The following is a 21,233-nucleotide window of genomic DNA, read 5'->3' on the forward strand; positions in this document are numbered from 1 at the left end:
ACCCTAGAGGACGCGACCGGGATTGAGCGTGTTGTTGGGGTCGAAGGCGGCCTTGATCCGGCGCATCAGGTCCATCTCGACCGGGCTCTTGACCTCGCCGAGAAGATCCCGCTTCAGCCGGCCGATGCCATGCTCGGCCGAAATCGACCCGCCGTATTTCAGCACGATGCCGTGGACGAGTGCGTTCATCTCGTCCCAGCGAGCGAGAAAGGCCGCCTTGTCGGCGCCCACGGGCTGGCTGACGTTGAAGTGGATGTTGCCATCGCCCATGTGGCCGAAGGGGACGGGCCGGCACTCCGGCACCATGGCCTCGACGGCCGCGATCGCCTCGGCCAGGAAGGCGGGAACGCTGGCGACCGGCACCGACACGTCGTGCTTGATCGAGCCGCCTTCTTCGCGCTGCACCTCGGACATGCCGTGCCGCAGGTGCCAGAAGGCCGCGGCCTGAGCGACTGATTCGGCAAGTGCGGCATCTTCGACCAGCCCGGCTTCATAGGCCTCGCCGAGAATGGTCTCCATCAGGTTGCGTGTCGGGTTCTCGCCCTCCTCGCCTTCCGTGCCGGAGGAGAGCTCCATCAGGATATACCAGGGAGAGGGCACCTGCAGCGGATCGCGGGCACCGGCGAGATGGCGGACGGAAAATTCCAGGCCGACGCGAGGCATCAGCTCGAACCCGGTCAACATGGCGCCGGCGCGTGCACGTGCGCGGGTGAACAGCTCCAGCGCATCTCCCGGCGACGCCAGTCCGACGAAGGCGACGTCCTGTGCCCGCGGCCGTGGATAAAGCTTCAGGACGGCCGCCGTGATGATGCCGAGCGTGCCCTCCGAACCGATAAATAATTGTTTCAGATCGTAACCGGTATTGTCCTTGCGCAGGCCCCTCAGGCCCTCCACGACGCGGCCGTCAGGCAGCACGACCTCCAGTCCGAGAACGAGATCGCGGGTGTTGCCATAGGCGAGCACGGCGGTGCCGCCGGCATTGGTGGCGATGTTGCCGCCGATCTGGCAGGACCCCTGCGAGCCGAGCGTCAGGGGAAACAGACGCTCCACCTCGTCGGCCGCATCATGGATCGCCTGCAGCGTGCAGCCGGCCTCCACGGTCATCGTGTAACCCTGCGCGTCGACCTCGCGGATGCGATTGAGCCGGCTCAGGCTAAGCACGATTTCCCTAGCGGAATCATTGGGAATTTGCCCGCCGACCAGTCCCGTATTGCCGCCCTGCGGCACGATCTTGAGGCCTGTCCGGTCGGCATGGGCGAGGATCGCGGACACTTCCTCGCGGCTGCCGGGGCGCAGCACGAGAAGGGTCTGGCCCTGATACAGGTCACGCCACTCGCGCAGGTAGGGTGCCATGTCGGCAGGATCGGTCAGCGCGTTGCGCGGTCCGACGATATCGACGAGCGGGGAGAGGAGGCTTGATTCGAGCATGGCTGGACCGGCGTGGTGGAAACGGGAAATGCGGAAATTCCGGCGGTCACGCATATCACATTTTGCGGTGCAGTCGACGCGGGACAGGCGGTTGCCAGTGGCTTGATGCGGTGGGGGGGCTGTGCCATAGGAACCGTCCCGGACTGCCGGTTGCGGTGCGGGGCGGTTGGCGTTCGGCCCGTGTGGCGACCGACGCGTGTATGGACTTGCTGGAGACTTGAGCATGGCGATGACGCAGGGACTGATGGCTGGGAAGCGCGGCCTTATCATGGGTGTCGCGAACAATCGGTCCATCGCTTGGGGGATCGCCAAGGCGCTCGCCGATGCGGGAGCCGAAATTGCCCTTACCTATCAGGGTGATGCGCTGCGCAAGCGGGTAGAGCCGCTGGCCGGCGAACTCGGTGCGCAGGTCGTCGGCCACTGCGACGTGCTGGACGAGTCCACCATCGATGCCGTCTTCGCCCGCATCGAAGAGATGTGGGGAAAGATCGACTTTCTCGTCCACGCGGTGGCTTTCTCCGACAAGGATGAGCTGACCGGCCGCTATGTCGACACGTCCGCAGACAACTTCCGCAACACGATGCAGATCTCCTGCTACTCCTTCACCTCCGTCGCACAGCGCGCCGAGAAGCTGATGACGGAAGGCGGCTCCATGCTGACCCTCACCTATTACGGTGCCGAGAAGGTCATGCCGCATTACAACGTCATGGGCGTTGCCAAAGCAGCGCTCGAGGCGAGCGTGCGTTACCTCGCGGTCGACCTGGGCAAGGCCGCCATCCGCGTGAACGCCATCTCCGCCGGCCCGATCAAGACGCTTGCCGCCTCGGGCATCGGCGACTTCCGCTACATTCTCAAGTGGAACGAGTACAACTCGCCGCTGCGCCGTACCGTTACGATCGAGGAAGTCGGCGATGCCGCCCTGTTCCTGCTTTCCGATCTCGGCCGCGGCGTGACCGGAGAAATCCAGCACGTCGATTGCGGCTACCACGTTGTCGGCATGAAGTCGGTGGACGCTCCCGACATCTCGGTGGTCAAGGACTGACCTTTTCCGAACAATCGCAAGAGTGCCGCAATGCGGCGGGGCCTGCCAGGGGGGCGGGCGGCCGTTCGCCGTCGCATCGCGACTTCGGAGGTACGATGAGCAATGCCGGTGCGGGCGCGTCCCGCTTCTTTCCCCCCTTCCTGGTCTTCATCCGCCACGGGCAGACGGACTGGAACGCCGAAGGCCGCATGCAGGGCCAGCGGGACATCCCGCTCAACGATACGGGCCGCGGCCAGGCCAGGCGCAACGGTGCCGCCCTTCGGGATTACCTGAAGGAAAACGGCATCGCCCTCGAGGATCTCTCCTATTTCGTCTCCCCCCTGTCGCGGGCCGTCGAGACGATGGAACTGGTCTGCGGGGAACTCGGCCTGTCGGCGGATCTTTGCCAGCGCGACGAGCGGCTGCGGGAAATCACCTTCGGCGCCTGGGAAGGCTATACCATTCCGGAACTGGCGGAGCGCGCTCCTGACCTGACCGCCGCCAGAAAGGCCGACAAGTGGGGCTTCGTGCCCCCGGAAGGCGAGAGCTATCGCATGCTGGCGAGCCGCATCGATGCCTGGCTGGCGACGGTCACGCGCCCTGCCGTCGTGGTGTCCCATGGCGGCGTGATGCGCGTGCTGCAGGGGCGCCTCCTGTCGGTGCCGCAGCCGGAGATTCCGACACTCGACACGCCGCAGGATCGCTTCCTCGTCTGGAAAGATGGGGAACTGGCGTGGGTCTGACCGCCTGAGGCGATCAGTCCAGGACCTGGACGTCGGTCAGCATGCGATTGCTGGTGGACTCGTCATAGAACACCAGCACACGCATGCCCGGCTTCAGGTCATCGACGAAGAAGTCGACCGGAATCGCGTAGGTCTGGCCGTCGGACAGGATCATCACCGAAGCATCCGGGCGGATCTCGACGATCGTCGCCTCAACCTCGCCTGCCAGCGCGGCTGCGTTTCCAGCCAGCGACAGCATGATGGCGGCAAGGGTCATCTGCAGCATGCGTTTCATCGTGTTCTCCGTGGAGCCGCCCGTTTGGCTCGGAGCAGGATCGAACAAAACCCGGGCTCCGGCGTCAAGTGGCGGTCAGCAGAAGCGCGGATGGAAGTTGCTGGTTCATCGGGGGTTTGGGCGCCGAGGCACGGTCTGCCATGGGGCCGACGGCTGCGCCCGGACCTGGATGCGACCGGCGAACGGAGCGGGTGGTAAGGGTCAAGCGTGGCCTTTCGATGGCGGCATGTGGTTCCTTGCCTGAAAAGGGTCAGGGCCGCCAACCGGCGGCCCTGTGCCTGATCGCTGGGCGAGGGGGTCAGGCCCCGCGGATGAAGTCCAGAACGTCCGCGTTGAACTGTTCCGCCTGAAGCTGAGCAAGGCCGTGGCCTCCGCCCGGATAGACCTTCAGCGTCGAGTCACGCACGATCTTCGCCGCGCGGTAGGCCGTTGCCTTGATCGGGACGAGCTGATCGTCGTCGCCGTGGATGATCAGGGTCGGCCTGTCGATTGCCCTCAGGTCGTCCGTGTAGTCGATTTCCGAGAACTCGCGGATGCAGTCGTACTGCCCCTTGATGCCGCCGGCCATGCCCTGCAGCCAGAAGCTGTCGCGCAGGCCCTGGTTGTTCGCGACGCCCTCGCGGTTGAAGCCGTAGAAGGGCGTAGTGATGTCCTTGTAGAACTGCGAGCGGTCAAGCGAAGTCCCGCGGCGGATATCGTCGAACACCTGCATCGGGACGCCGTCGGGATTGTCTGCGGTCTGCAGCATCAGCGGCGGAATGGCGCCGACCAGGACCAGCCTGGCGACCCTGTCGTTGCCGTGGCGACCGACATAGTGGGCGACCTCGCCGCCGCCGGTGGAATGGCCGATCAGGATCGCGTCCTTGAGGTCGAGATGCTCGATCAACTCGGCCANGTCCTTGAGGTCGAGATGCTCGATCAACTCGGCCAGGTCGTCGGCATAGCGGTCCATGTTATTCCCGTCCCAGGGCTGGGAGGAGCGGCCATGGCCGCGCCGGTCATGGGCGATGACCCGGTAGCCGTTCATGCCGAAAAAGAGCATCTGCGCGTCCCAGGCATCGCCCGACAGCGGCCAGCCATGGGAGAAGAGGATCGGCTGGCCCGATCCCCAGTCCTTGTAGAAGATCTCGGCGCCGTCGCTGGTGGTGAAGGTGGTCATGGTCATGTCTCCGTGTTCTGCGGCCTGTGCCGCCAGGGTCAAACCCAGGTTGGGAAGAAGGGTGAGGCCGATGCCGAGCGCGCCGCCGCCGATCAGAGCGTTGCGACGCGTAAGCTGGAAGCGTGAGCTCGAGTTCGTCATGGGGTCCATCCATTTTGATCGCAGGCGATTTAATCGTTGACGGTTTGTTGTGTAACCGATGTCCGAAGAGAATGTCAATCGCTATCGATTAAATCGTGCACGATTTTTATTAATGATGGGAGGTTGCGATATGATCGTGCGCGACTTATATGGGTAACATGCACAAGGAGAGCGGATATGGCGCCCGACAAGACGACTGACGACGATGCGACCTGCGGCCTGCCGGAGGAGATGCTGTGCTTTTCCGTCTATGCGGCGTCGCATGCGTTCAATCACCTGTATCGCAAGGCGCTCGCCGACCTGGGCCTGACCTATCCGCAATACCTGGTCATGATGCTGCTGTGGCAGGCCGACAACCGGATGGTGAAGGATATCGGCCGGCACATGGACCTTGAGTCGAACACTCTGACACCACTCCTCAAGCGGCTGGAGGTGCTCGGCTTCATTCGTCGCTCGCGAGATGCGGAGGATGAGCGCGTCGTGCGGGTCCAGTTGACGGCAAAGGGCCGCGAACTGGAGCAGGTCGCCCGCTCGGTGCCGGAGTGCATCGCCGCGGCCGTCGATCTGGATCCCGACGAGTTGAAGGATCTCTCGCGACAGCTCAACGGGCTGCGATCGCGCTTGCTCGAAGCCTGACGGGCGTCTGCCTGCCGGCCTTGGTTTTTTCCTGGAAGTTTCAGGTCTGCCCGCGCTATCGCCTGCGCGGTAGACACGCCGCCTTGCACGCCTCGCGCGGCTGGCGGACACTGCGTTCGGGGCGGAACGGTGATGCCATGACGGATGTGAGTGCGGAAAGCGAGCTCTTCTACCAGTTCCTGCCGGTGTTCAGCGATTTCGCCAAGGTCAGCGATGCAGCGGCCTTTGTTCCCTTGCCCGAAGACTGGACACTGCTGGCATCCGATATCGTGCGCTCGCGCGATGCGATCGCAGCAGGTCGCTATAAGGACGTCAACATGGTGGCGGCGGCAGTGGTTGCCGCCGTACTGAATGTTGCAGGGCGTGCTGACCTTCCGTTCGTATTCGGTGGCGACGGGGCGCTGGTCGCAGTGCCGCCCGGCCTGGTGGACGCTGCCAGCAGTGCACTTGTGTCCGTTCGCGTGATGGCGCGCGAGACCAGCGGCCTTCGGCTTCGCGTCGCCGCCATCCCGGTTGCGGCCTTGCGCAAGGCGGGTGCGGATTTGCGGGTCGCGAAGTTCGAACTCAGCCGGGGCAACAACCTCGCGATGTTTTCCGGCGGCGGCATCGAACTGGCGGAGGCGATCCTCAAGGACGAGGACCGCGTGGAACCTTACCAACTGGCCGAGCCGGATGTGGTGGAAGCTGCGCCTCTGGATGGCCTGTCCTGCCGCTGGGAGCCGTTGCCGGCGCGCCGCGGTCGCATGGCGACACTGCTCCTGAGGCCCGCCAGCGGCCGGGTGGAGGAGTTGAGCGGAATCCTGGAGGATCTTCGCGGAATGCTCGGCATCGACCTGACAGGGTCGGATCCTGCCAGCGCGCCGGTGCGGCGCAGTTCGCTGCGATTCCGCTTTCCGCCGGCCGGGCTGAAACTGGAAGCACGGATGGTCGGCTGGAAGAAAGGTCGCTGGCGGACTTACCTGGCTGGGCTGGCGGCCTGCGCTGCCTTCGTCTTCGGGGTTGCCACAGGGCGCCGGGTCGGACCTTTCGAGCCCGAGCGCTATCTGCACCAGGTCGCACTCAATACCGACTTCCGCAAGTTCGACGACACGCTACGCCTGGTACTGGATCTCGACCCGCGCGAGTTGGCGGCGCTAACGGCGTATCTGGTCCGCGAGGAGGTTGGCGGGCGCCTCTCCTACGGTCTGCACGTCTCCGACGAAGCGCTGATGACCTGCCTTGTCTTCAGCCTGGAGGACAACCGTCATATCCATTTCATAGACGGTGCGGATGGCGGTTATGCGCGCGCGGCCCAGGACTTGAAGCAGAGACTTGCCGACGGAATGGCGCGAGGTGCACCTGCCTGATCCGCGCCGATTTGCTTTTGCGGTTTCCCTCGGCGGCGCGGCGCTTTAGAAGACCTGTGCCAACCCGCTTGTCGGCCATGTACCGGATCACGCAGATGTCGCACAATACCTTCGGTCACCTTTTCCGCGTCACCACCTGGGGCGAAAGCCACGGCCCGGCGCTGGGCTGCGTCGTCGACGGCTGCCCGCCGCGGATCGAGCTGACCGAGGCGGAAATCCAGGCCTTTCTCGACAAGCGCAAGCCCGGCCAGTCGAAGTACACGACCCAGCGGCGCGAGGCCGATGCGGTGCGTATTCTCTCCGGCGTGATGAGCGACGACCATGGCGTGCAGCGCACCACCGGGACACCGATCTCGCTCATGATCGATAACACGGACCAGCGCTCGAAGGACTATTCCGAGATCCGCGAGAGCTATCGTCCCGGCCATGCCGATTTCACCTATGACGCCAAATACGGCATTCGCGACTATCGCGGCGGCGGGCGCTCGTCCGCCCGCGAAACGGCCGCCCGGGTCGCTGCGGGCGCCATTGCCCGGAAGGTGGTCCCCGGTCTTCTCGTGCGCGGTGCGCTGGTTCAGGTCGGTCCGCATAAGGTCGACCGCAGCCGCTGGGACTGGGACGAGATCGGCAACAATCCGTTCTTCTGCCCCGATGCGACGACGGCCGCGCGCTGGTCCGAATATCTCGATCAGATTCGCAAGGACGGCTCCTCGGTCGGCGCTGTCGTCGAGGTGGTTGCCGAGGGCGTGCCGGCGGGGCTGGGCGCTCCGCTTTACGGCAAGCTGGATCAGGAGATCGCCGCCGCCCTGATGTCGATCAACGCGGTGAAGGGGGTGGAGATCGGCAACGGCTTCGAGGCCGCAGCCCTGACCGGCGAGGAGAACGCGGACGAGATGCGCATCGGCGCCGATGGGCGTCCCGTCTTTCTGTCCAACAATGCCGGCGGCATTCTCGGCGGTATTTCCTCCGGCGAACCGGTGGTCGCGCGCTTTGCAGTCAAGCCGACCTCGTCGATCCTGACCCCGCGCCGTTCCGTCACCCGCTCCGGCGAGGATGTGGACGTGCGCACCAAGGGGCGGCATGACCCTTGCGTCGGTATCCGTGCTGTGCCCGTTGGCGAGGCCATGCTGGCCTGCGTGATCGCCGACCACTACCTGCGTCACCGCGGGCAGGTCGGCTGATTTCAGTATTACTGAATTATGTGATCATTTTTATTGCTACTGAAAATTCACTGCAGTAGCATGCCGGCATGCGTCTAGATGCTTGGCTCACCCTCAACAAGGAAACCCGGTCGGCCTTTGCCCGCCGCGCCGGCCTGTCGCCGGCGGCCGTGACCGCCCTGTGCAATGACCCGGGCGTTTGGGTTTCGCGTGAAAGCGCGGAAAGGATCGCTGCCGCCACCGGCGGCGAGGTCACTCCGAACGACCTGCTCGGCTTGAAAGGATCTACCAACGTGGACATGTCCCAGACACGTGTCGCGGAGGCGCTGCGCGCCTTCGAACGCGGCGAAATGCTTGTGGTTACCGATGATGACGACCGGGAGAACGAAGGCGACCTGATCGTCGCGGCCTCGCTCATCACTCCGGAGCAGATGGCCTTCATGGTCCGCCATACCTCCGGTATCGTTTGCGCTCCTATGACCCGGGACAATGCGCGCCGCCTGCGGCTCGACCCGATGGTCGCCGACAATGACGCGCCATTGTCGACGGCCTTCACCATTTCGGTCGACTATCGCCACGGGCTGACAACCGGCATCTCCGCCGAGGAGCGGTGCTCGACCGTGCGCGGCCTCGCCAATCCGAATGCGGGGGCGGCGGATTTTGCGCGTCCCGGACACATCTTCCCGCTGGTGGCTCGCGAGGGCGGCGTGCTGATGCGCTCCGGCCATACGGAGGCGGCCGTGGATCTCTGCCGCCTTGCCGGCCTGCCGGAGGTCGGCGTGATCTCCGAACTCGTCAACGACGACGGCACGGTCAAGCGTGGCCCCCAGGTGGCCGAGTTTGCCGCCCGTCACAATCTCAAGTCCGTTTCGGTGGCCGATCTCATCGCCTGGCGTCAGCGCATGGAGCGCTTGGTCGAGCGGATTGCCGAACAGCCGATCGAGACCATTGCGGGCCCGGCCTATGCGGTCACCTATGCGACGCCCTATGATCCGATGCACCACGTTGCAGTGGTCTTTGGCGATATTCTGGACGGCCGCAATGTGCCTGTCCGCCTCCAGTTGGAATCGGTTCTCGACGACGTCTTTGGCGATGCGCGGGTGATGGACGACGTGATGCGCGACTTCGCCGCACGCGGTCGCGGTATCGTGGTCTATCTGCGCGAGGGCTCGGTCGGCGTTGCACGCCAGGCGCGTCGTGCGCGGACGGATCTTGCGGCTGCGGAGGCGGAGGAGCACCATTCGGCTCAGGCGCGTGAGGAGCAGTGGCGGGAAATCGGTCTCGGCGCGCAGATCCTGAAGGATCTGGGCGTCAATTCGATCACCCTGCTTGCGTCCCGCCAGCGTCGTTATGTGGGCCTGGAAGGCTTTGGCATCGCCATCGAGTCGACCGAGATCCGCGAAGCTTGAGGGGGGCGGCTGCCCTGCGGCGCATCCACGCAAGGGACAAGATACGCTCCGCCGCATAAAAAGGAGGCCGTGCCAATGGCACGGCCTCAAGTCGATCACTGTGCACGTGGCCCCATCGACCACAACCTGTATTTAGTATCTTTTTTGACCCATTGCATCACCTAAATGCTAGATAAAAGTCATATTTTTCCGTGGTATCAGAAATTCCTACAGGGTCTTATTTACCCAAGGTTGTATTGCTCTTGTTCGAATGCGGGTGTCTGAGCTTTGTGGTTGCCGAACCTTGCGGCAAGCGCAAAGAGGGGGTGCGCCGCGCGGATTTGCGCCCTATGTGAACATGGTGGTATTCACCGACATGGCCGCCACACGTTCGGGAGTGCTCCGACCTCCCGTGCCTCGCGTCGAACCTCTGGGATCGCTTCCGTGTACAAACGCCCCGAAACGCCTTTGCTCGACACTGTCAGTTCGCCGAGCGATCTTCGCCAGCTTCCCGAGCGCGAGTTGCGCCAGCTTGCAGACGAGCTGCGGGCGGAAGTGATCGATGCCGTCTCGGTCACCGGCGGCCATCTGGGCGCGGGCCTCGGCGTGGTCGAGCTAACGACGGCGATCCACTACGTGTTCAACACGCCAGACGACCGGCTGATCTGGGATGTCGGTCACCAGTGCTATCCGCACAAGATCCTGACCGGCCGGCGCGACCGTATCCGCACCCTGCGCCAGGGCGGTGGCCTGTCCGGTTTTACCAAGCGTTCGGAGAGCGACTACGATCCCTTCGGTGCAGCGCATTCCTCCACCTCGATTTCCGCCGGACTCGGCATGGCCGTGGCGCGCGATCTCGATGGACGCGCCAACAACATCATCGCGGTGATCGGCGACGGTGCCATGTCCGCCGGCATGGCCTATGAGGCGATGAACAACGCGGGCGCCCAGCATTCGCGGCTGATCGTCATCCTCAACGACAACGACATGTCCATCGCGCCGCCGGTCGGCGCGATGAGCGCCTATCTGGCTCGTCTCGTTTCCGGGCGGACCTATCTCACGCTGCGCGATGCGGCCAAGCAGCTGGCCAAGGTCCTGCCGCGCCATCTGCAGCAGAAGGCGGCCCGCGCGGAAGAATATGCCCGAGGTTTCTGGACCGGAGGGACGCTCTTCGAGGAACTCGGCTTCTATTATGTCGGTCCAGTCGACGGCCATAACCTCGATCACCTGCTGCCCGTTCTGAAGAACGTGCGCGACACCCACCAGGGGCCGGTGCTGATCCACGTGGTGACCCGCAAGGGCAAGGGCTATGCGCCGGCCGAGAATTCCGCCGACAAGTATCATGGGGTGGCGAAGTTCGACGTCATCACCGGCGAGCAGTCGAAGCCGAAGGCCAATGCGCCCAGCTACACGCGTGTCTTCGCCGAGAGCCTCGTGGAAGAGGCGCGCCACGACGAGCGCATCGTCGCCATTACCGCCGCCATGCCCGACGGTACGGGGCTGGACCTCTTCGGCGAAGCCTATCCGGAGCGTACTTTCGACGTCGGCATCGCCGAACAGCATGCGGTGACCTTCGCGGCCGGCATGGCGACAGAAGGCTACAAGCCGTTCTGTGCGATCTATTCCACTTTCCTGCAGCGCGGCTACGACCAGGTGGTGCATGATGTCGCCATCCAAGGTCTGCCGGTCCGCTTCCCCATCGACCGCGCCGGGCTCGTCGGCGCCGACGGTCCGACGCATGCGGGCAGTTTCGACACCGCCTATCTCGCCTGCCTGCCGGGGTTTGTCGTGATGGCCGCCGGCGATGAAGCAGAGCTTCGTAACATGGTCGCGACCGCTGCGGCCTATGACGAGGGGCCGATCTCCTTCCGCTATCCGCGCGGCGAGGGGGTCGGCATCGACTTGCCGCAGCGCGGTCAGGTGCTCGAGATCGGCAAGGGCCGCGTGATCCGCGAGGGGACAAAGGTCGCTCTGCTGTCGTTCGGCAGCCGTCTGCGCGAATGCCTGCTGGCTGCAGACGAACTGGACGCAGCCGGTCTGTCGACCACGGTTGCCGATGCGCGCTTTGCCAAGCCGCTCGACGAGGATCTGGTTATGCGGCTCGCCCGCGAGCACGAGGTTCTGGTGCTGGTCGAAGAAGGCTCGGTGGGCGGTTTCGGGTCCCATGTGCTGCAGTTGCTGGCCGAGCGCGGTGCGCTGGATGCCGGCCTCAAGGTCCGCCCGCTCTGTCTGCCCGCCCGCTTCATCGAGCATGATCGGCCGGAGCGCATGTATGCCGAGGCCGGGCTGGATGCCCGCGGCATTCTGCAGACGGTCTTTGCGGCGCTGGGCCGGGATACGGGGACGGCCGCGCGACTGGCCTGAAGCCGGCACAGGGCGGCAGGGTTTGTGACCCATGCCCTGAGCGGGCGGCGCCATGCATTGCCTGCGCATTGACACTTCCGCGCGAATATTGAAACGGTCCCGGCAGGTTCGGGCACGCGCTCCTTTTGCGCATGCCCTTGGTCTGCACGCGTCGGGCACCTGCGCGCTGTGCGCCGGTTGAACCATCCGCAACGCCACGGTCGGACTGGGCCAGCCCCGTCCCGCACAGTCAGGAAAGAGCGAGCCATGGCGCAGGCGTTGGCCCCTGTATCGGCCCTTCTCATAGCGATCACGCTGCTCGTCATCGGCCATGGTCTGCAGAGCACGCTGATTCCGCTCGCCGGTTCCCAGGCCGGCTTTTCCGACCTGCAGGTCGGTCTCGTGTCGTCGAGCTACTTCTTCGGCCTCGTCCTCGGTTGCCTCGGCGCGCCCTACGTGATCATGCGCGCCGGCCATATCCGCGCGTTTGCTGCGCTTGTCTCGCTGATGTCGGCGGCGGCCATCCTGCACCCGATCATGGTGGACCCGCTCTCCTGGAGCGCAATCCGCATCATTTCCGGGTTCTGCCTGGCCGGCTTCTACATGATCGTCGAGAGCTGGCTGAACGAGCAGGCATCGAACGAGAACCGTGGCACGATCATGTCGATCTACATCGTTCTGGTCTATGCGGCGATGACGACCGGTCAGCTGTCGCTAACGTTGATGGACATCACCACCTTCGTGCCTTTCGCCATCGCGTCGGTCGCCGTCAGTCTGGCGGTTATTCCGGTCTCGCTGACGACGGCCAATCAGCCGGCTCCGATCACGGTGGTTCGGTTCCGCCCGGTAAAGCTTTACCGCAACTCGCCAACGGCGCTCGTCGCGGTGCTGCTGATAGGCGTCACGCAGGGTGCGCTATGGATGCTGGCGCCGCTCTATGCGATCCAGATCGGGCTCACGACCAGCCAGGCGGCCTATTTTGCGGCCGCCTTCGTAGGCGCCGGCGCGATCACGCAGTGGCCCATCGGCCGCCTGTCCGACCGACTCGACCGCCGGCTCGTGCTGCTCGGCCTTGCCACGTCTGCCGTCGTGGTCAGCATCATCTTCATGACGGTGCCCATCGAGGGTGTGACCATGGCGATCATGCTCGCGCTGCTGGCGGGCGTCGCCACCCAGCCGGCCTATGCGATCGCCGCCTCGCACGCCTTCGACCATGCGGACCGCAACGACTATGTCGAGACATCTTCGGGCATGAACCTCGCCTTCGGTATCGGCTCGTCCTTCGGTCCGCTGACCGCATCCTACCTGATGCAGTCGGTCGGCTCCTGGGGCCTGTTCCTCCAGGTCGCGGCGATCCAGGCCTTGATGGGGCTTTACATCCTTTCCCGCCTGTTCCAGAGGGCCGGTCCGTCGGTCGAGGAAAAGACGGACTTCGACTACGCCGCCTCGGCACAGGTCGGTACGGTGCTCAGCCCCGAGCCGCTCGATCTCGAAGATCCTTCGGTCATTCCGCCGGAAGAGTTCCCCGCCTACGACTACATCACCGAGGAGAGTTCCGAGGAGGCGCCCGCTCCGGTCAGCGAGGAGTTCTGGACGAGCGCGACCAATGAGCCCGCCGTGGAGGAAGACGGGGTTGCCTCCCCATCGCCGGAGTCTGCGCGCGATACCGAGGCCGGCTCGCGCCGGGACTGAGCGTGGTCTCGCAATCCTCTGAGCCTGCGGCATCTCATCTCTCGACCCGCGGCATCGCATGGGGCATTGTCGCGCCATGATCCGGAGCGAGACCATGATGGGCGTTTTGCGCCGCGAGGCCCTGCCGTTCGTGCTGGCCTGCGCGCTCGCTCTCATGCTGCAGCTGGCGGCCATGCCGCTCACTCTGGCAAAGGCCGGGGGCGAGGGGGGCGAGGCGCTGTCGTCGCTCTGCCTCGGTGGTTCCGGGACCTCTGCCGACGAGGCGCAGCCCGCTTCCAGTCCGCCGCATCACGCGCCCGGCTTCTGCCCCTGTGGTCCGGTCTGCGCGCACTCGGGGTCACTCGTCTCTGCGGCAGTACCGTCCGCGGCAGAGCCGGCCCCCCGCGCACTTTCGTCGAACCTCAAGCCGCTCAGCCTTCGCAGCGAGCCGGCTGTCTCAGGCCGCGTGCAGCGGTCTGGCGCGATCCGCGCGCCACCTTCCGTCAGGACCTGATCCGGCGGCGCCGATCTTGCGGCCGCCGGCAATCTTCTCCGTCCTTGCGCCATGTCCATGTCGCCGCAAGACGGAGCTGCTAGACGTCCATCGGGAGACGATGCCATGACCAGATTTGCCAAGCTTGCCCTTGCCGCTCTGATTGCGGTCGCCACATTGCCCGCCTTCAACCCGCCTGCGTTCGCCGCCGACGTGACCGCCGGAAACCTGACCCTCTCGGGAGCCTGGACGCGCGCCACCCCGCCGCGTGCCCGCGCCGGCGGCGGGTTCCTCACCATTGCCAATTCCGGCGAGGCCGACCGCCTCGTTTCCGCGTCTTCGCCGGTTTCCACCCGGACGGAGATCCACGAGATGGCCGTCCAGGACGGCGTCATGAAGATGCGCGAGATGGCGAACGGTATCGAGGTGCCTGCCGGCGGAACGCTCGAACTGAAGCCGGGCAGCTACCACCTGATGCTCCTGGAACTGGCCGGTCCCTTGAAGGAAGGCGAGAGCGTGCCCGTTACCCTCACCTTCGAGAAGGCGGGTGCGGTCGAGGTGTCGCTCACGGTCGAGAAGATGGGGGCCAAGGGCATGTCCGGCCACGGAATGGGCCACGGCCAGCACGGCGCGAAGGAGTAAGCCAGAATGTCCGCACTCAAGATCCTTCGCTACGTCGCCTGGGCAGCGGTGATCGTCCTGCTCGGCGCCATGGGCTTCGTCGGCTACAAGCAGTATGTCGCGCCGGAAGGCGAGGGGCTCATCGCGCCTCTCGCCAGCATCGGGGGGCCGTTCACGATGATCGACGCCTCTACCGGCAAGACGGTCACCGATGCGGATTTCCGGGGCAAGCCGTCTGCCTATTTCTTCGGCTTCACCTTCTGCCCGGATGTCTGCCCGACCACCCTGGCCGAAACGCAGATGTGGATCGAGCAGCTCGGCCCGGATGCCGACAAGATGAACTTCGCCTTCGTCTCGGTCGATCCGGAGCGCGACACGCCGGAGGTCATGCGCGACTATGTGGCCGCTTTCGACAAGCGCATCCGGCCGCTGACCGGGACGCCGGAACAGACCGAGGAGATGGTCAAGGCGTATCGCATCTATGCCCGCAAGGTGCCGCTGGATGACGGGGACTACACGATGGACCATTCCGCGGCAGTTTTCCTGATGGACCAGGACAACCGGTTCGTTGGCACCATCGCGTATGACGAGGACCCCGAGAATGCAATGGCCAAACTGCGCCGCCTGATCGATAATGCCTCCTGACACGCGATGTGAACCGGACCTTCAAGATGCGCTCGGACTTGCTCCTTCCTGTCGGACTGTTCTTCGCGGCGGCCTTCGTCGCGACGGGCGCCCTGTGGTGGGTGTATGGCGAGCGCATCTATGTCGACCGGCTGCTCACCGGCATTGCCAATTGCTTCTGACCCATGGCGGAGCGTGAGCGGCTGGACCAGCTTCTGGTGGCGCGCGGGCTTGTCGAAAGCCGTGCCCGTGCCCGCGATGCGATCTTGCGTGGTCACGTGCTTGTCGACGGGACGGCCGTCGACAAGCCGGGGCAGAAGGTGGCCGTGGGCGCCCGGCTCGACGTGAACGATCCTGCCGGCGGTTACGTTTCGCGCGCCGCGCTCAAGCTGAAGGCAGGGCTCGAGCATTTTTCCCTCGATGTTTCCGGCCGGATTGCCCTCGATCTCGGCGCGTCGACCGGCGGTTTCACGCAGGTCCTGCTGGAGGCCGGCGCTTCGAAGGTCCATGCCATCGATGTCGGCCACGGGCAGATGCACGCCTCCATCGCGAACGATCCGCGCGTGGTCAGGCGTGATGGGATCAATGCCCGCGCGTTGACGCGCGATGATCTGGATGGCGAGCACCCGGCCACCGTCGTCTCCGACATGAGCTTCATTTCCCTGCGCCTTGCGCTGCCGCCCGCACTGGACCTTGCGGCGCCGGGCGCGTGCGGCCTCTTCCTCGTGAAGCCGCAATTCGAGGCTGGCCGCGAGGCGGTGGGCAAGGGCGGTCTCGTGGACCCGCAGGTCGGCGAGGAGGTTGCCCGCGATCTCGCACGCTGGCTCGCCGGACTGGGCGGCTGGTCCGTTCTCGGCCTGGAACCTTCGCCGATTACCGGCGGTGACGGCAACCGCGAGTGGCTATTGGCCGCACGCAAGGACGCCTGAGCGCGTTCCTTTTGGCCGCTCTCTCGTATCGCTGCTTGCGCCTACATCGGCGGCAGAGTAACCGGTGCCCATGACCCAGGACGCGACACTCGACATCACCGCTCTTGCCCACAAGGGCGAGGGCAGGGCGGACACTCCGGACGGTCCCGTCCATGTTCCCTTCACGCTGCCCGGCGAGACCGTACGGGTCCGCCGGGAGGGCGCGCGTGCCCGGTTGCTGGAGGTGGTGTCTCCCTCGCCGGATCGCGTGGAGCCTGTCTGCCCGCATTTCGGCACCTGCGGCGGCTGCGTGCTGCAGCACATGGATCAGGCCGCGATCCTCGAGTGGAAACGCCAGCAAGTCGTCGCAGCACTTGCCGCACGCGGGCTCGAGGGGCTCGAGCCCCTGGTCGAGCCGACGGTGGATGCAGGCGGGCGCGGCCGTCGCCGTGCCGTCTTTGCTGCGACGCGTGGCGGCGCCCGCATTCTTCTCGGCTTCCATGAACGCTCCAGCCACCGGCTCGTCGATGTCTCCCGCTGTCCGGTCTTGGTCCCGGAAATCGTCGAGCTGTTGCCGGTGCTCAAGGCGCTGGCCGCCCGCGTGATGCCGCGCAAGGGCGAGGTGACGCTTACCGTCCTTGCAACGCCTGCCGGTGCCGATCTGGCGCTTGCCTCGCCGGCGAAGATCGAGCTGCGCGCGACGGCGGGTCTGATCGAAGAGGCGATGGCCGCCGGCATTGCCCGCCTTTCGCTCAATGGCGAGGTTCTCGTGGAGGCGCGCGCGCCGGCCATCGACATGGGCGGCATTCCCCTCGTTCCGCCGCCCGGTGCATTCGTTCAGGCGACGGAAGCGGGCGAGGAGGCGCTTGCTGCACGCGTGCTGTCCGGCGTCGGCAAGGCGCGTAAGGTCGCAGATCTCTTCTGTGGTTCGGGCACGTTTGCCTTGCGGCTTGCCCGCAAGGCGACGGTGCGCGCGGTCGAGGGAGAGGCCTCGGCGCTTGCCGCGCTCGGCCGGGCGATGAGGTCCGGTGCAGGGGCGCTGCGAGAGATTCGCGCCGAGCGACGGGACCTCTTCCGCAACCCGTTGACTGCCGTGGAGCTCGACGACTACGGCCGCGGCATGGAGGCGGTGATCTTCGACCCGCCGCGTGCCGGTGCCGAGGCGCAGGCGAGGGAGATTGCCCGCTCGAAGGTGCCGACGGTGGTCGCTGTTTCCTGCAATCCGGCAACGCTTGCCCGCGACCTGCGCATCCTCGTCGATGGCGGCTACCGGATCTCGTCGGTCCTCCCGGTGGATCAGTTCCGCTTTTCGCCCCATATTGAGGTTGTCGCGGTTCTGTCGCGCGGCTGAGCAAGCCGCCGCGGCGACCCGGGTCGAAAGACGGGAGAGCGCCATGGCGGAAACAAGCCTTGCCGGACTTGCCTTCAACTGGGGCCGGAGGGCGCGCTATGCCGCCCGCCAGGGCTCCCGCGTCGCCTGGTTCGCCGTCCATGGCGAAATCGCCCAGTCGATCTCCCGCCGCATTGTCAGGGCCGCACGCGACGACAGCAAGCCCAGGCCGAAGCAGCCCGGCGGCGAGGAAAGCAGGTCCGCGCCCCGGAAAAGCGTGTCCACGCCGGACCTCCGGCGCCTGTTCTCCCAGATCGGGGCGCTGTTCGCGCGCGATCTCGCCAATGTCGAGGCCGGGCACTATCCCATGCCAGAGGGCGAGTTCGGCAGCCCGCGCTCCTTCCTCGACCTCAGCCGGCGGTTTCTTGCCGATGTGCCGAAGGTTGCCCGGCGGCGCGTGGCCGGCGGGCATCAGGAAGTCTATGAGACCACCGGCGAGGGGACGTCAGGCCTGCCGCGTTACTACCGGCAGAACTTCCACTTCCAGAGCGAAGGCTGGCTGTCGCGCGACAGCGCTCGCATCTACGATTTCCAGGTCGAGGTGCTGTTCAAGGGCGCGAGCGCGGCGATGCGGCGGCAGGGGCTGGTGCATCTGTCGCAGCTGGTGCGCCGGAAGGACCAGCGGGAGATCGTCTATGCCGACATCGCCTGCGGGACGGGCGGGCTGCTGGCGCCGGCTCTTGCTGCCTTCCCGCGCCTTCGCGGTGTCGGCATCGATCTGTCGTTACCGTATCTGGAGCATGCGCGCGAGATCCTGCCGAAGACAAGGGCGCGGCGGGCGGGTTTCGTCAATGCCAATGCCGAGAGTCTGCCCTTTGCCGATGCCAGCCTCGATGCGGTGTCCTGCGTCTATCTGTTCCACGAACTGCCGCCGAAGATCCGACGCGTGGTCGCCCGCGAGCTTGGCCGGGTGTTGAAACCGGGCGGGAGGCTGATCTTCATCGACAGCCTGCAGCGCGGCGACCTGCCGGAGAATGACGGCTTGCTGGAACTGTTCCCCGATCTCTTCTACGAGCCGTATTACCGCAGCTATCTGGAAGAGGATCTCGACGCCCTGTTCGAAGCAGGCGGACTGCATCGCGCGGACCTGTCGGTCGCCTTCTTGTCGCGCATCGCGCTTTATCTCAAGGAATAGCGAGCGCCAGCCTCAGTCGACGTCGAGCGGGGCGGTGCCGGTGGCGCTGCCGTCCTCGGCCAGCTGGATGCGTTCGACCTTGGCTTCCGCCGCCTTCAGCAGCTTGTCGCAGTGGCGGCGCAGCAGGTCGCCGCGCGAATAGAGCTTGATGCTCTCTTCCAGCGGGACGTCGCCGCGCTCGAGCCGGCCGACGATCTCCTCAAGTTCCTTCAGGGCAACCTCGAAGGCGAGCGCCTCGATCGCCGGGTCGATATCCTCTCGGGCCACGCGTCGGCTCCTGCTTGCTGCCTTGTTTGGAGTGCCAACCTACAGGGCGTCCCGGTGCCGGGCAAGGCAGCCGGCGGCTCCCTGCTCGCAGCCTGTGGACGGGGGCGTCACGCCTTCATCAGCGTCATGATATGGGCGGCGGCCGAGCGGGCAAGGCCCTCCAGATCGTAGCCGCCTTCCAGGACGGACACGACTCGGCCGCCGCATTGACGGTCGGCAATGTCCATCAGCTTCATCGTGGCCCAGGCAAAATCCGCCTCGACCAGGTTCAGCCCGCCGAGCGGGTCGCGAGTGTGGGCGTCGAATCCGGCGGAGATGATCACTAGGTCCGGTTGGAAGGTCTCGACCCGCGGCAGGATCGCAAGATCCATCGCCTCGCGAAACTCCTCGCCGCCGTCGCCGGCCGCCAGCGGTGCGTTGACGATGGTGTCGGCTTCGCCGCGCTCGCTTGCCGCGCCGGAGCCTGGATAAAGCGGCATCTGGTGAGTGGAGCAGTACATGACGGTCGGGTCGGACCAGAAGATGTCCTGAGTGCCGTTGCCGTGGTGCACGTCGAAATCGATGATCGCGACGCGCTCAGCGCCGTGCTCCTGCTGGGCGTGCCGCGCCGCCACGGCGGCATTGTTGAACAGGCAGAAGCCCATGGCGCGCGCCGTTTCCGCATGGTGCCCGGGGGGGCGTGAGGCGGAGAAGGCATTGCCCGCCTTGCCGCTCATCACCTCGTCCACCGCCTGGCAGGCACCGCCTACGCCGCGCATCGCGGCCTCCCACGTGCCGGGCGACATGGTCGTATCGGCATCAACGCGCACCAGCCCATCCTGCGGCGCCATCGTGTGCAGCATGTCGATATAGGAGGAGGGATGCACCCGTGCGATGTCTTGGACCCGCCCCATCGGCGCGATTTCGCGCTGCAGCGTCTGGAAGCGCTCATGTTCCAGGATGCGGTCGATGGCTCGGAGTCTGTCGGGGCGTTCGGGGTGTCCGACCGGGGTGAGGTGGTCGAGATAGGCAGAGTGATGCAGGTAGAGGGTTGCCAAGGGTGTTTCCTTGCTTGGGCCGTTTGCGGGCGCTTGGTGGCTCATCTGACCGGCCGCAGTGGGACGTGTCAATGAGCCAAAGGCAAGGGAACAGCGGTGATGCAGACAGGCACTCGCGAGCTGTAGACAAAAGAAAGCCGGGGCGGCTCGAAAGTGCCGGCCCCGGGGAGAGGTGCGGGCGCGCTAAGGCCCGTAGGGGAGGTCCGCTGCATCGCCTGTGAAGGCAATGATAATACTAATTGATTCGTAGCCGTTTCAGAAGGTGGAATATGCCAAAAAATGGAAATCTACTTGATAAAATGTTCTCTCCCCCAAGATGCTGACAATTTTTCAGTGTAAGAAATGACAGTGTCTTAAGTTGAAGTTTGCGTCACCTTTTGATGACGCTGCGTTATCGGGTGGCCGACGCGAAGCCCGTGTCGCCAGGCCCGGCGAGGGTGCCGTCAGTCGCGAGGGGCGGCCGCGCGGCGCAGCCGGTCGTTGATGGCCTCTCCCAGTCCCGTCTCGGGAACCGGCATGGCGGCAATGCGCGCCACACCGTCGGCATCCAATCGGCGCATGGCCGTGAAGAGATGCGCCGCGGCTTCCTGCAGGTCGCCGCTCTCGCTCAGCTGTACGATGGCGGCTGCGCGCTCTGCGCCCTCGGGAAGGGGCGTTCCGAAGGCGAGCAGGGCCTCGCCAGGCTCCACATGGCCGGCATTGAGCCTGAGGCCGGCGCGCGGGGCATAGTGCGACGTCAGCATGCCCGGTGCCTCCGGTGCTGTTCCGGCCGCCTGCGCGGGGGCTGCAAGTTTTTCTCCGAGTGCGGCCTCTATCTCCTCACGGGCGATACCGCCCGGCCGCAGCAGCGTTGCCCGGTTGCCGGCAAGGCCGACGATGGTGGATTCCAGACCCACCGGCGTCGGTCCGGCGTCGATCAGCAGGGCGAGGTGCTCGCCGAGGTCGCCGGCGACAGCATCCGCTGTTGTGCCGCTGATACGGCCCGAGCGGTTGGCGCTGGGCGCTGCAATGGGCCGGCCGCAGACGTGAGAGAGCTCCCGCATGATCGCCGCAGCAGGCACCCGCAAGGCTATGGTATCGAGACCGGCGGTCGCGAGATCGCAGACCGGACTGCCGGGGCGCTTCGGTACGACCATCGTCAGCGGTCCGGGCCAGAAGGCGGCCGCCAGCTTCTGTGCGCGCTCATCAAGCACGCCGTGCTGCTCGGCAGCCTCGTTGGAGGCGACATGGGCGATCAACGGGTTGAAGCTCGGCCGCCCCTTGGCAGCGTAGATCGCGGCGCAGGCGCGCGCGTTGGTGGCATCGGCTGCCAGCCCGTAGACGGTTTCCGTGGGTATTGCCACCAGCCGCCCGGCGAGGATGTCGGCAACGGCGGCTCCGAACTCCGGCATATCGCGCCAGTCGGTTCCCAGCGGATCGATCTGCCAGCGCCGCATGTTCGTTTTCCT

20 protein-coding genes are annotated in these 21,233 nt (G+C 65.6%); 14 read left to right on the forward strand and 6 right to left on the reverse strand.

Features of this window, described 5'->3' with window-relative positions:
- Positions 1-3: 3 nt before the first annotated feature.
- Positions 4-1,428: an FAD-binding oxidoreductase gene (locus tag MNI96_RS11930; RefSeq protein WP_249693381.1), complete on the reverse strand. Its 1,425-nt coding sequence runs from the start codon at positions 1,426-1,428 to the stop codon at positions 4-6.
- Positions 1,429-1,651: 223 nt separating this feature from the next.
- Here MNI96_RS11930 and fabI point away from each other — a divergent pair, with 223 nt between their 5' ends.
- A complete protein-coding gene (fabI, locus tag MNI96_RS11935; protein ID WP_158195178.1) occupies positions 1,652-2,470 on the forward strand; it encodes an enoyl-ACP reductase FabI in 819 nt (272 codons plus the stop codon).
- A 95-nt stretch (positions 2,471-2,565) separates the two neighbouring features.
- Positions 2,566-3,192, forward strand: a complete 627-nt coding sequence (locus MNI96_RS11940; RefSeq protein WP_249693383.1) for a histidine phosphatase family protein — start codon at positions 2,566-2,568, stop codon at positions 3,190-3,192.
- A 13-nt stretch (positions 3,193-3,205) separates the two neighbouring features.
- On the opposite strand, the gene MNI96_RS11945 is transcribed toward MNI96_RS11940, so the two are convergent.
- Positions 3,206-3,466, reverse strand: coding sequence for a DUF1344 domain-containing protein (locus tag MNI96_RS11945; RefSeq protein WP_249693384.1), 261 nt, complete (start codon positions 3,464-3,466; stop codon positions 3,206-3,208).
- 298 nt (positions 3,467-3,764) lie between these two features.
- The gene (locus MNI96_RS11950; RefSeq protein WP_249693674.1) at positions 3,765-4,625 is read right to left on the reverse strand and encodes an alpha/beta fold hydrolase; all 861 of its coding nucleotides are present in this window, start codon (positions 4,623-4,625) and stop codon (positions 3,765-3,767) included.
- 318 nt (positions 4,626-4,943) lie between these two features.
- Between MNI96_RS11950 and MNI96_RS11955 the strand changes: the two genes are divergently transcribed.
- The 12 genes from MNI96_RS11955 to MNI96_RS12005 all read left to right on the forward strand — a co-directional run bounded on the left by MNI96_RS11955 (position 4,944) and on the right by MNI96_RS12005 (position 18,481).
- Entirely contained in the window at positions 4,944-5,402 is a 459-nt protein-coding gene (locus MNI96_RS11955) for a MarR family winged helix-turn-helix transcriptional regulator (RefSeq protein ID WP_249693386.1), read from the forward strand.
- A 137-nt stretch (positions 5,403-5,539) separates the two neighbouring features.
- On the forward strand, positions 5,540-6,748 hold the full coding sequence (locus MNI96_RS11960; RefSeq protein ID WP_249693388.1) for a DUF3095 family protein: 1,209 nt from the start codon (positions 5,540-5,542) through the stop codon (positions 6,746-6,748).
- Between the two features lie 95 nt (positions 6,749-6,843).
- Entirely contained in the window at positions 6,844-7,929 is a 1,086-nt protein-coding gene (gene aroC / locus MNI96_RS11965) for a chorismate synthase (protein ID WP_249693390.1), read from the forward strand.
- Positions 7,930-7,997: 68 nt separating this feature from the next.
- On the forward strand, positions 7,998-9,317 hold the full coding sequence (gene ribB, locus MNI96_RS11970; RefSeq protein WP_249693392.1) for a 3,4-dihydroxy-2-butanone-4-phosphate synthase: 1,320 nt from the start codon (positions 7,998-8,000) through the stop codon (positions 9,315-9,317).
- Between the two features lie 423 nt (positions 9,318-9,740).
- Positions 9,741-11,660 carry a 1-deoxy-D-xylulose-5-phosphate synthase gene (gene dxs / locus MNI96_RS11975; protein ID WP_249693394.1) on the forward strand — a complete coding sequence of 640 codons (1,920 nt, stop codon included), beginning with the start codon at positions 9,741-9,743 and terminating at the stop codon, positions 11,658-11,660.
- A 246-nt stretch (positions 11,661-11,906) separates the two neighbouring features.
- A complete protein-coding gene (locus tag MNI96_RS11980; RefSeq protein ID WP_249693396.1) occupies positions 11,907-13,331 on the forward strand; it encodes an MFS transporter in 1,425 nt (474 codons plus the stop codon).
- A gap of 598 nt (positions 13,332-13,929) precedes the next feature.
- Positions 13,930-14,445: a copper chaperone PCu(A)C gene (locus tag MNI96_RS11985; protein ID WP_249693398.1), complete on the forward strand. Its 516-nt coding sequence runs from the start codon at positions 13,930-13,932 to the stop codon at positions 14,443-14,445.
- Between the two features lie 6 nt (positions 14,446-14,451).
- Positions 14,452-15,069 (forward strand): SCO family protein, encoded by a 618-nt coding sequence (locus MNI96_RS11990; RefSeq protein ID WP_249693400.1) that lies wholly within the window; start codon positions 14,452-14,454, stop codon positions 15,067-15,069.
- Positions 15,070-15,107: 38 nt separating this feature from the next.
- Positions 15,108-15,230, forward strand: coding sequence for a hypothetical protein (locus MNI96_RS21865; RefSeq protein ID WP_283776454.1), 123 nt, complete (start codon positions 15,108-15,110; stop codon positions 15,228-15,230).
- Between the two features lie 3 nt (positions 15,231-15,233).
- Positions 15,234-15,977 carry a TlyA family RNA methyltransferase gene (locus tag MNI96_RS11995; protein WP_249693402.1) on the forward strand — a complete coding sequence of 248 codons (744 nt, stop codon included), beginning with the start codon at positions 15,234-15,236 and terminating at the stop codon, positions 15,975-15,977.
- A gap of 70 nt (positions 15,978-16,047) precedes the next feature.
- Positions 16,048-17,307 carry a class I SAM-dependent RNA methyltransferase gene (locus tag MNI96_RS12000; RefSeq protein WP_249693404.1) on the forward strand — a complete coding sequence of 420 codons (1,260 nt, stop codon included), beginning with the start codon at positions 16,048-16,050 and terminating at the stop codon, positions 17,305-17,307.
- 43 nt (positions 17,308-17,350) lie between these two features.
- Entirely contained in the window at positions 17,351-18,481 is a 1,131-nt protein-coding gene (locus tag MNI96_RS12005; RefSeq protein WP_249693405.1) for a class I SAM-dependent methyltransferase, read from the forward strand.
- Between the two features lie 12 nt (positions 18,482-18,493).
- Here the strand turns inward: MNI96_RS12005 and MNI96_RS12010 are convergent, their stop codons facing one another.
- The 3 genes from MNI96_RS12010 to MNI96_RS12020 form a co-directional block, all read right to left on the reverse strand.
- Positions 18,494-18,748, reverse strand: a complete 255-nt coding sequence (locus tag MNI96_RS12010; protein WP_158195192.1) for an exodeoxyribonuclease VII small subunit — start codon at positions 18,746-18,748, stop codon at positions 18,494-18,496.
- Between the two features lie 107 nt (positions 18,749-18,855).
- The gene (locus MNI96_RS12015; RefSeq protein ID WP_249693408.1) at positions 18,856-19,785 is read right to left on the reverse strand and encodes a histone deacetylase family protein; all 930 of its coding nucleotides are present in this window, start codon (positions 19,783-19,785) and stop codon (positions 18,856-18,858) included.
- Positions 19,786-20,228: 443 nt separating this feature from the next.
- Complete coding sequence (locus MNI96_RS12020) at positions 20,229-21,221, reverse strand: L-threonylcarbamoyladenylate synthase (protein ID WP_249693410.1); 993 nt, start codon at positions 21,219-21,221, stop codon at positions 20,229-20,231.
- Positions 21,222-21,233: the final 12 nt, after the last annotated feature.

Source organism: Stappia sp. WLB 29 (assembly GCF_023507705.1).
Lineage (GTDB): Bacteria > Pseudomonadota > Alphaproteobacteria > Rhizobiales > Stappiaceae > Stappia.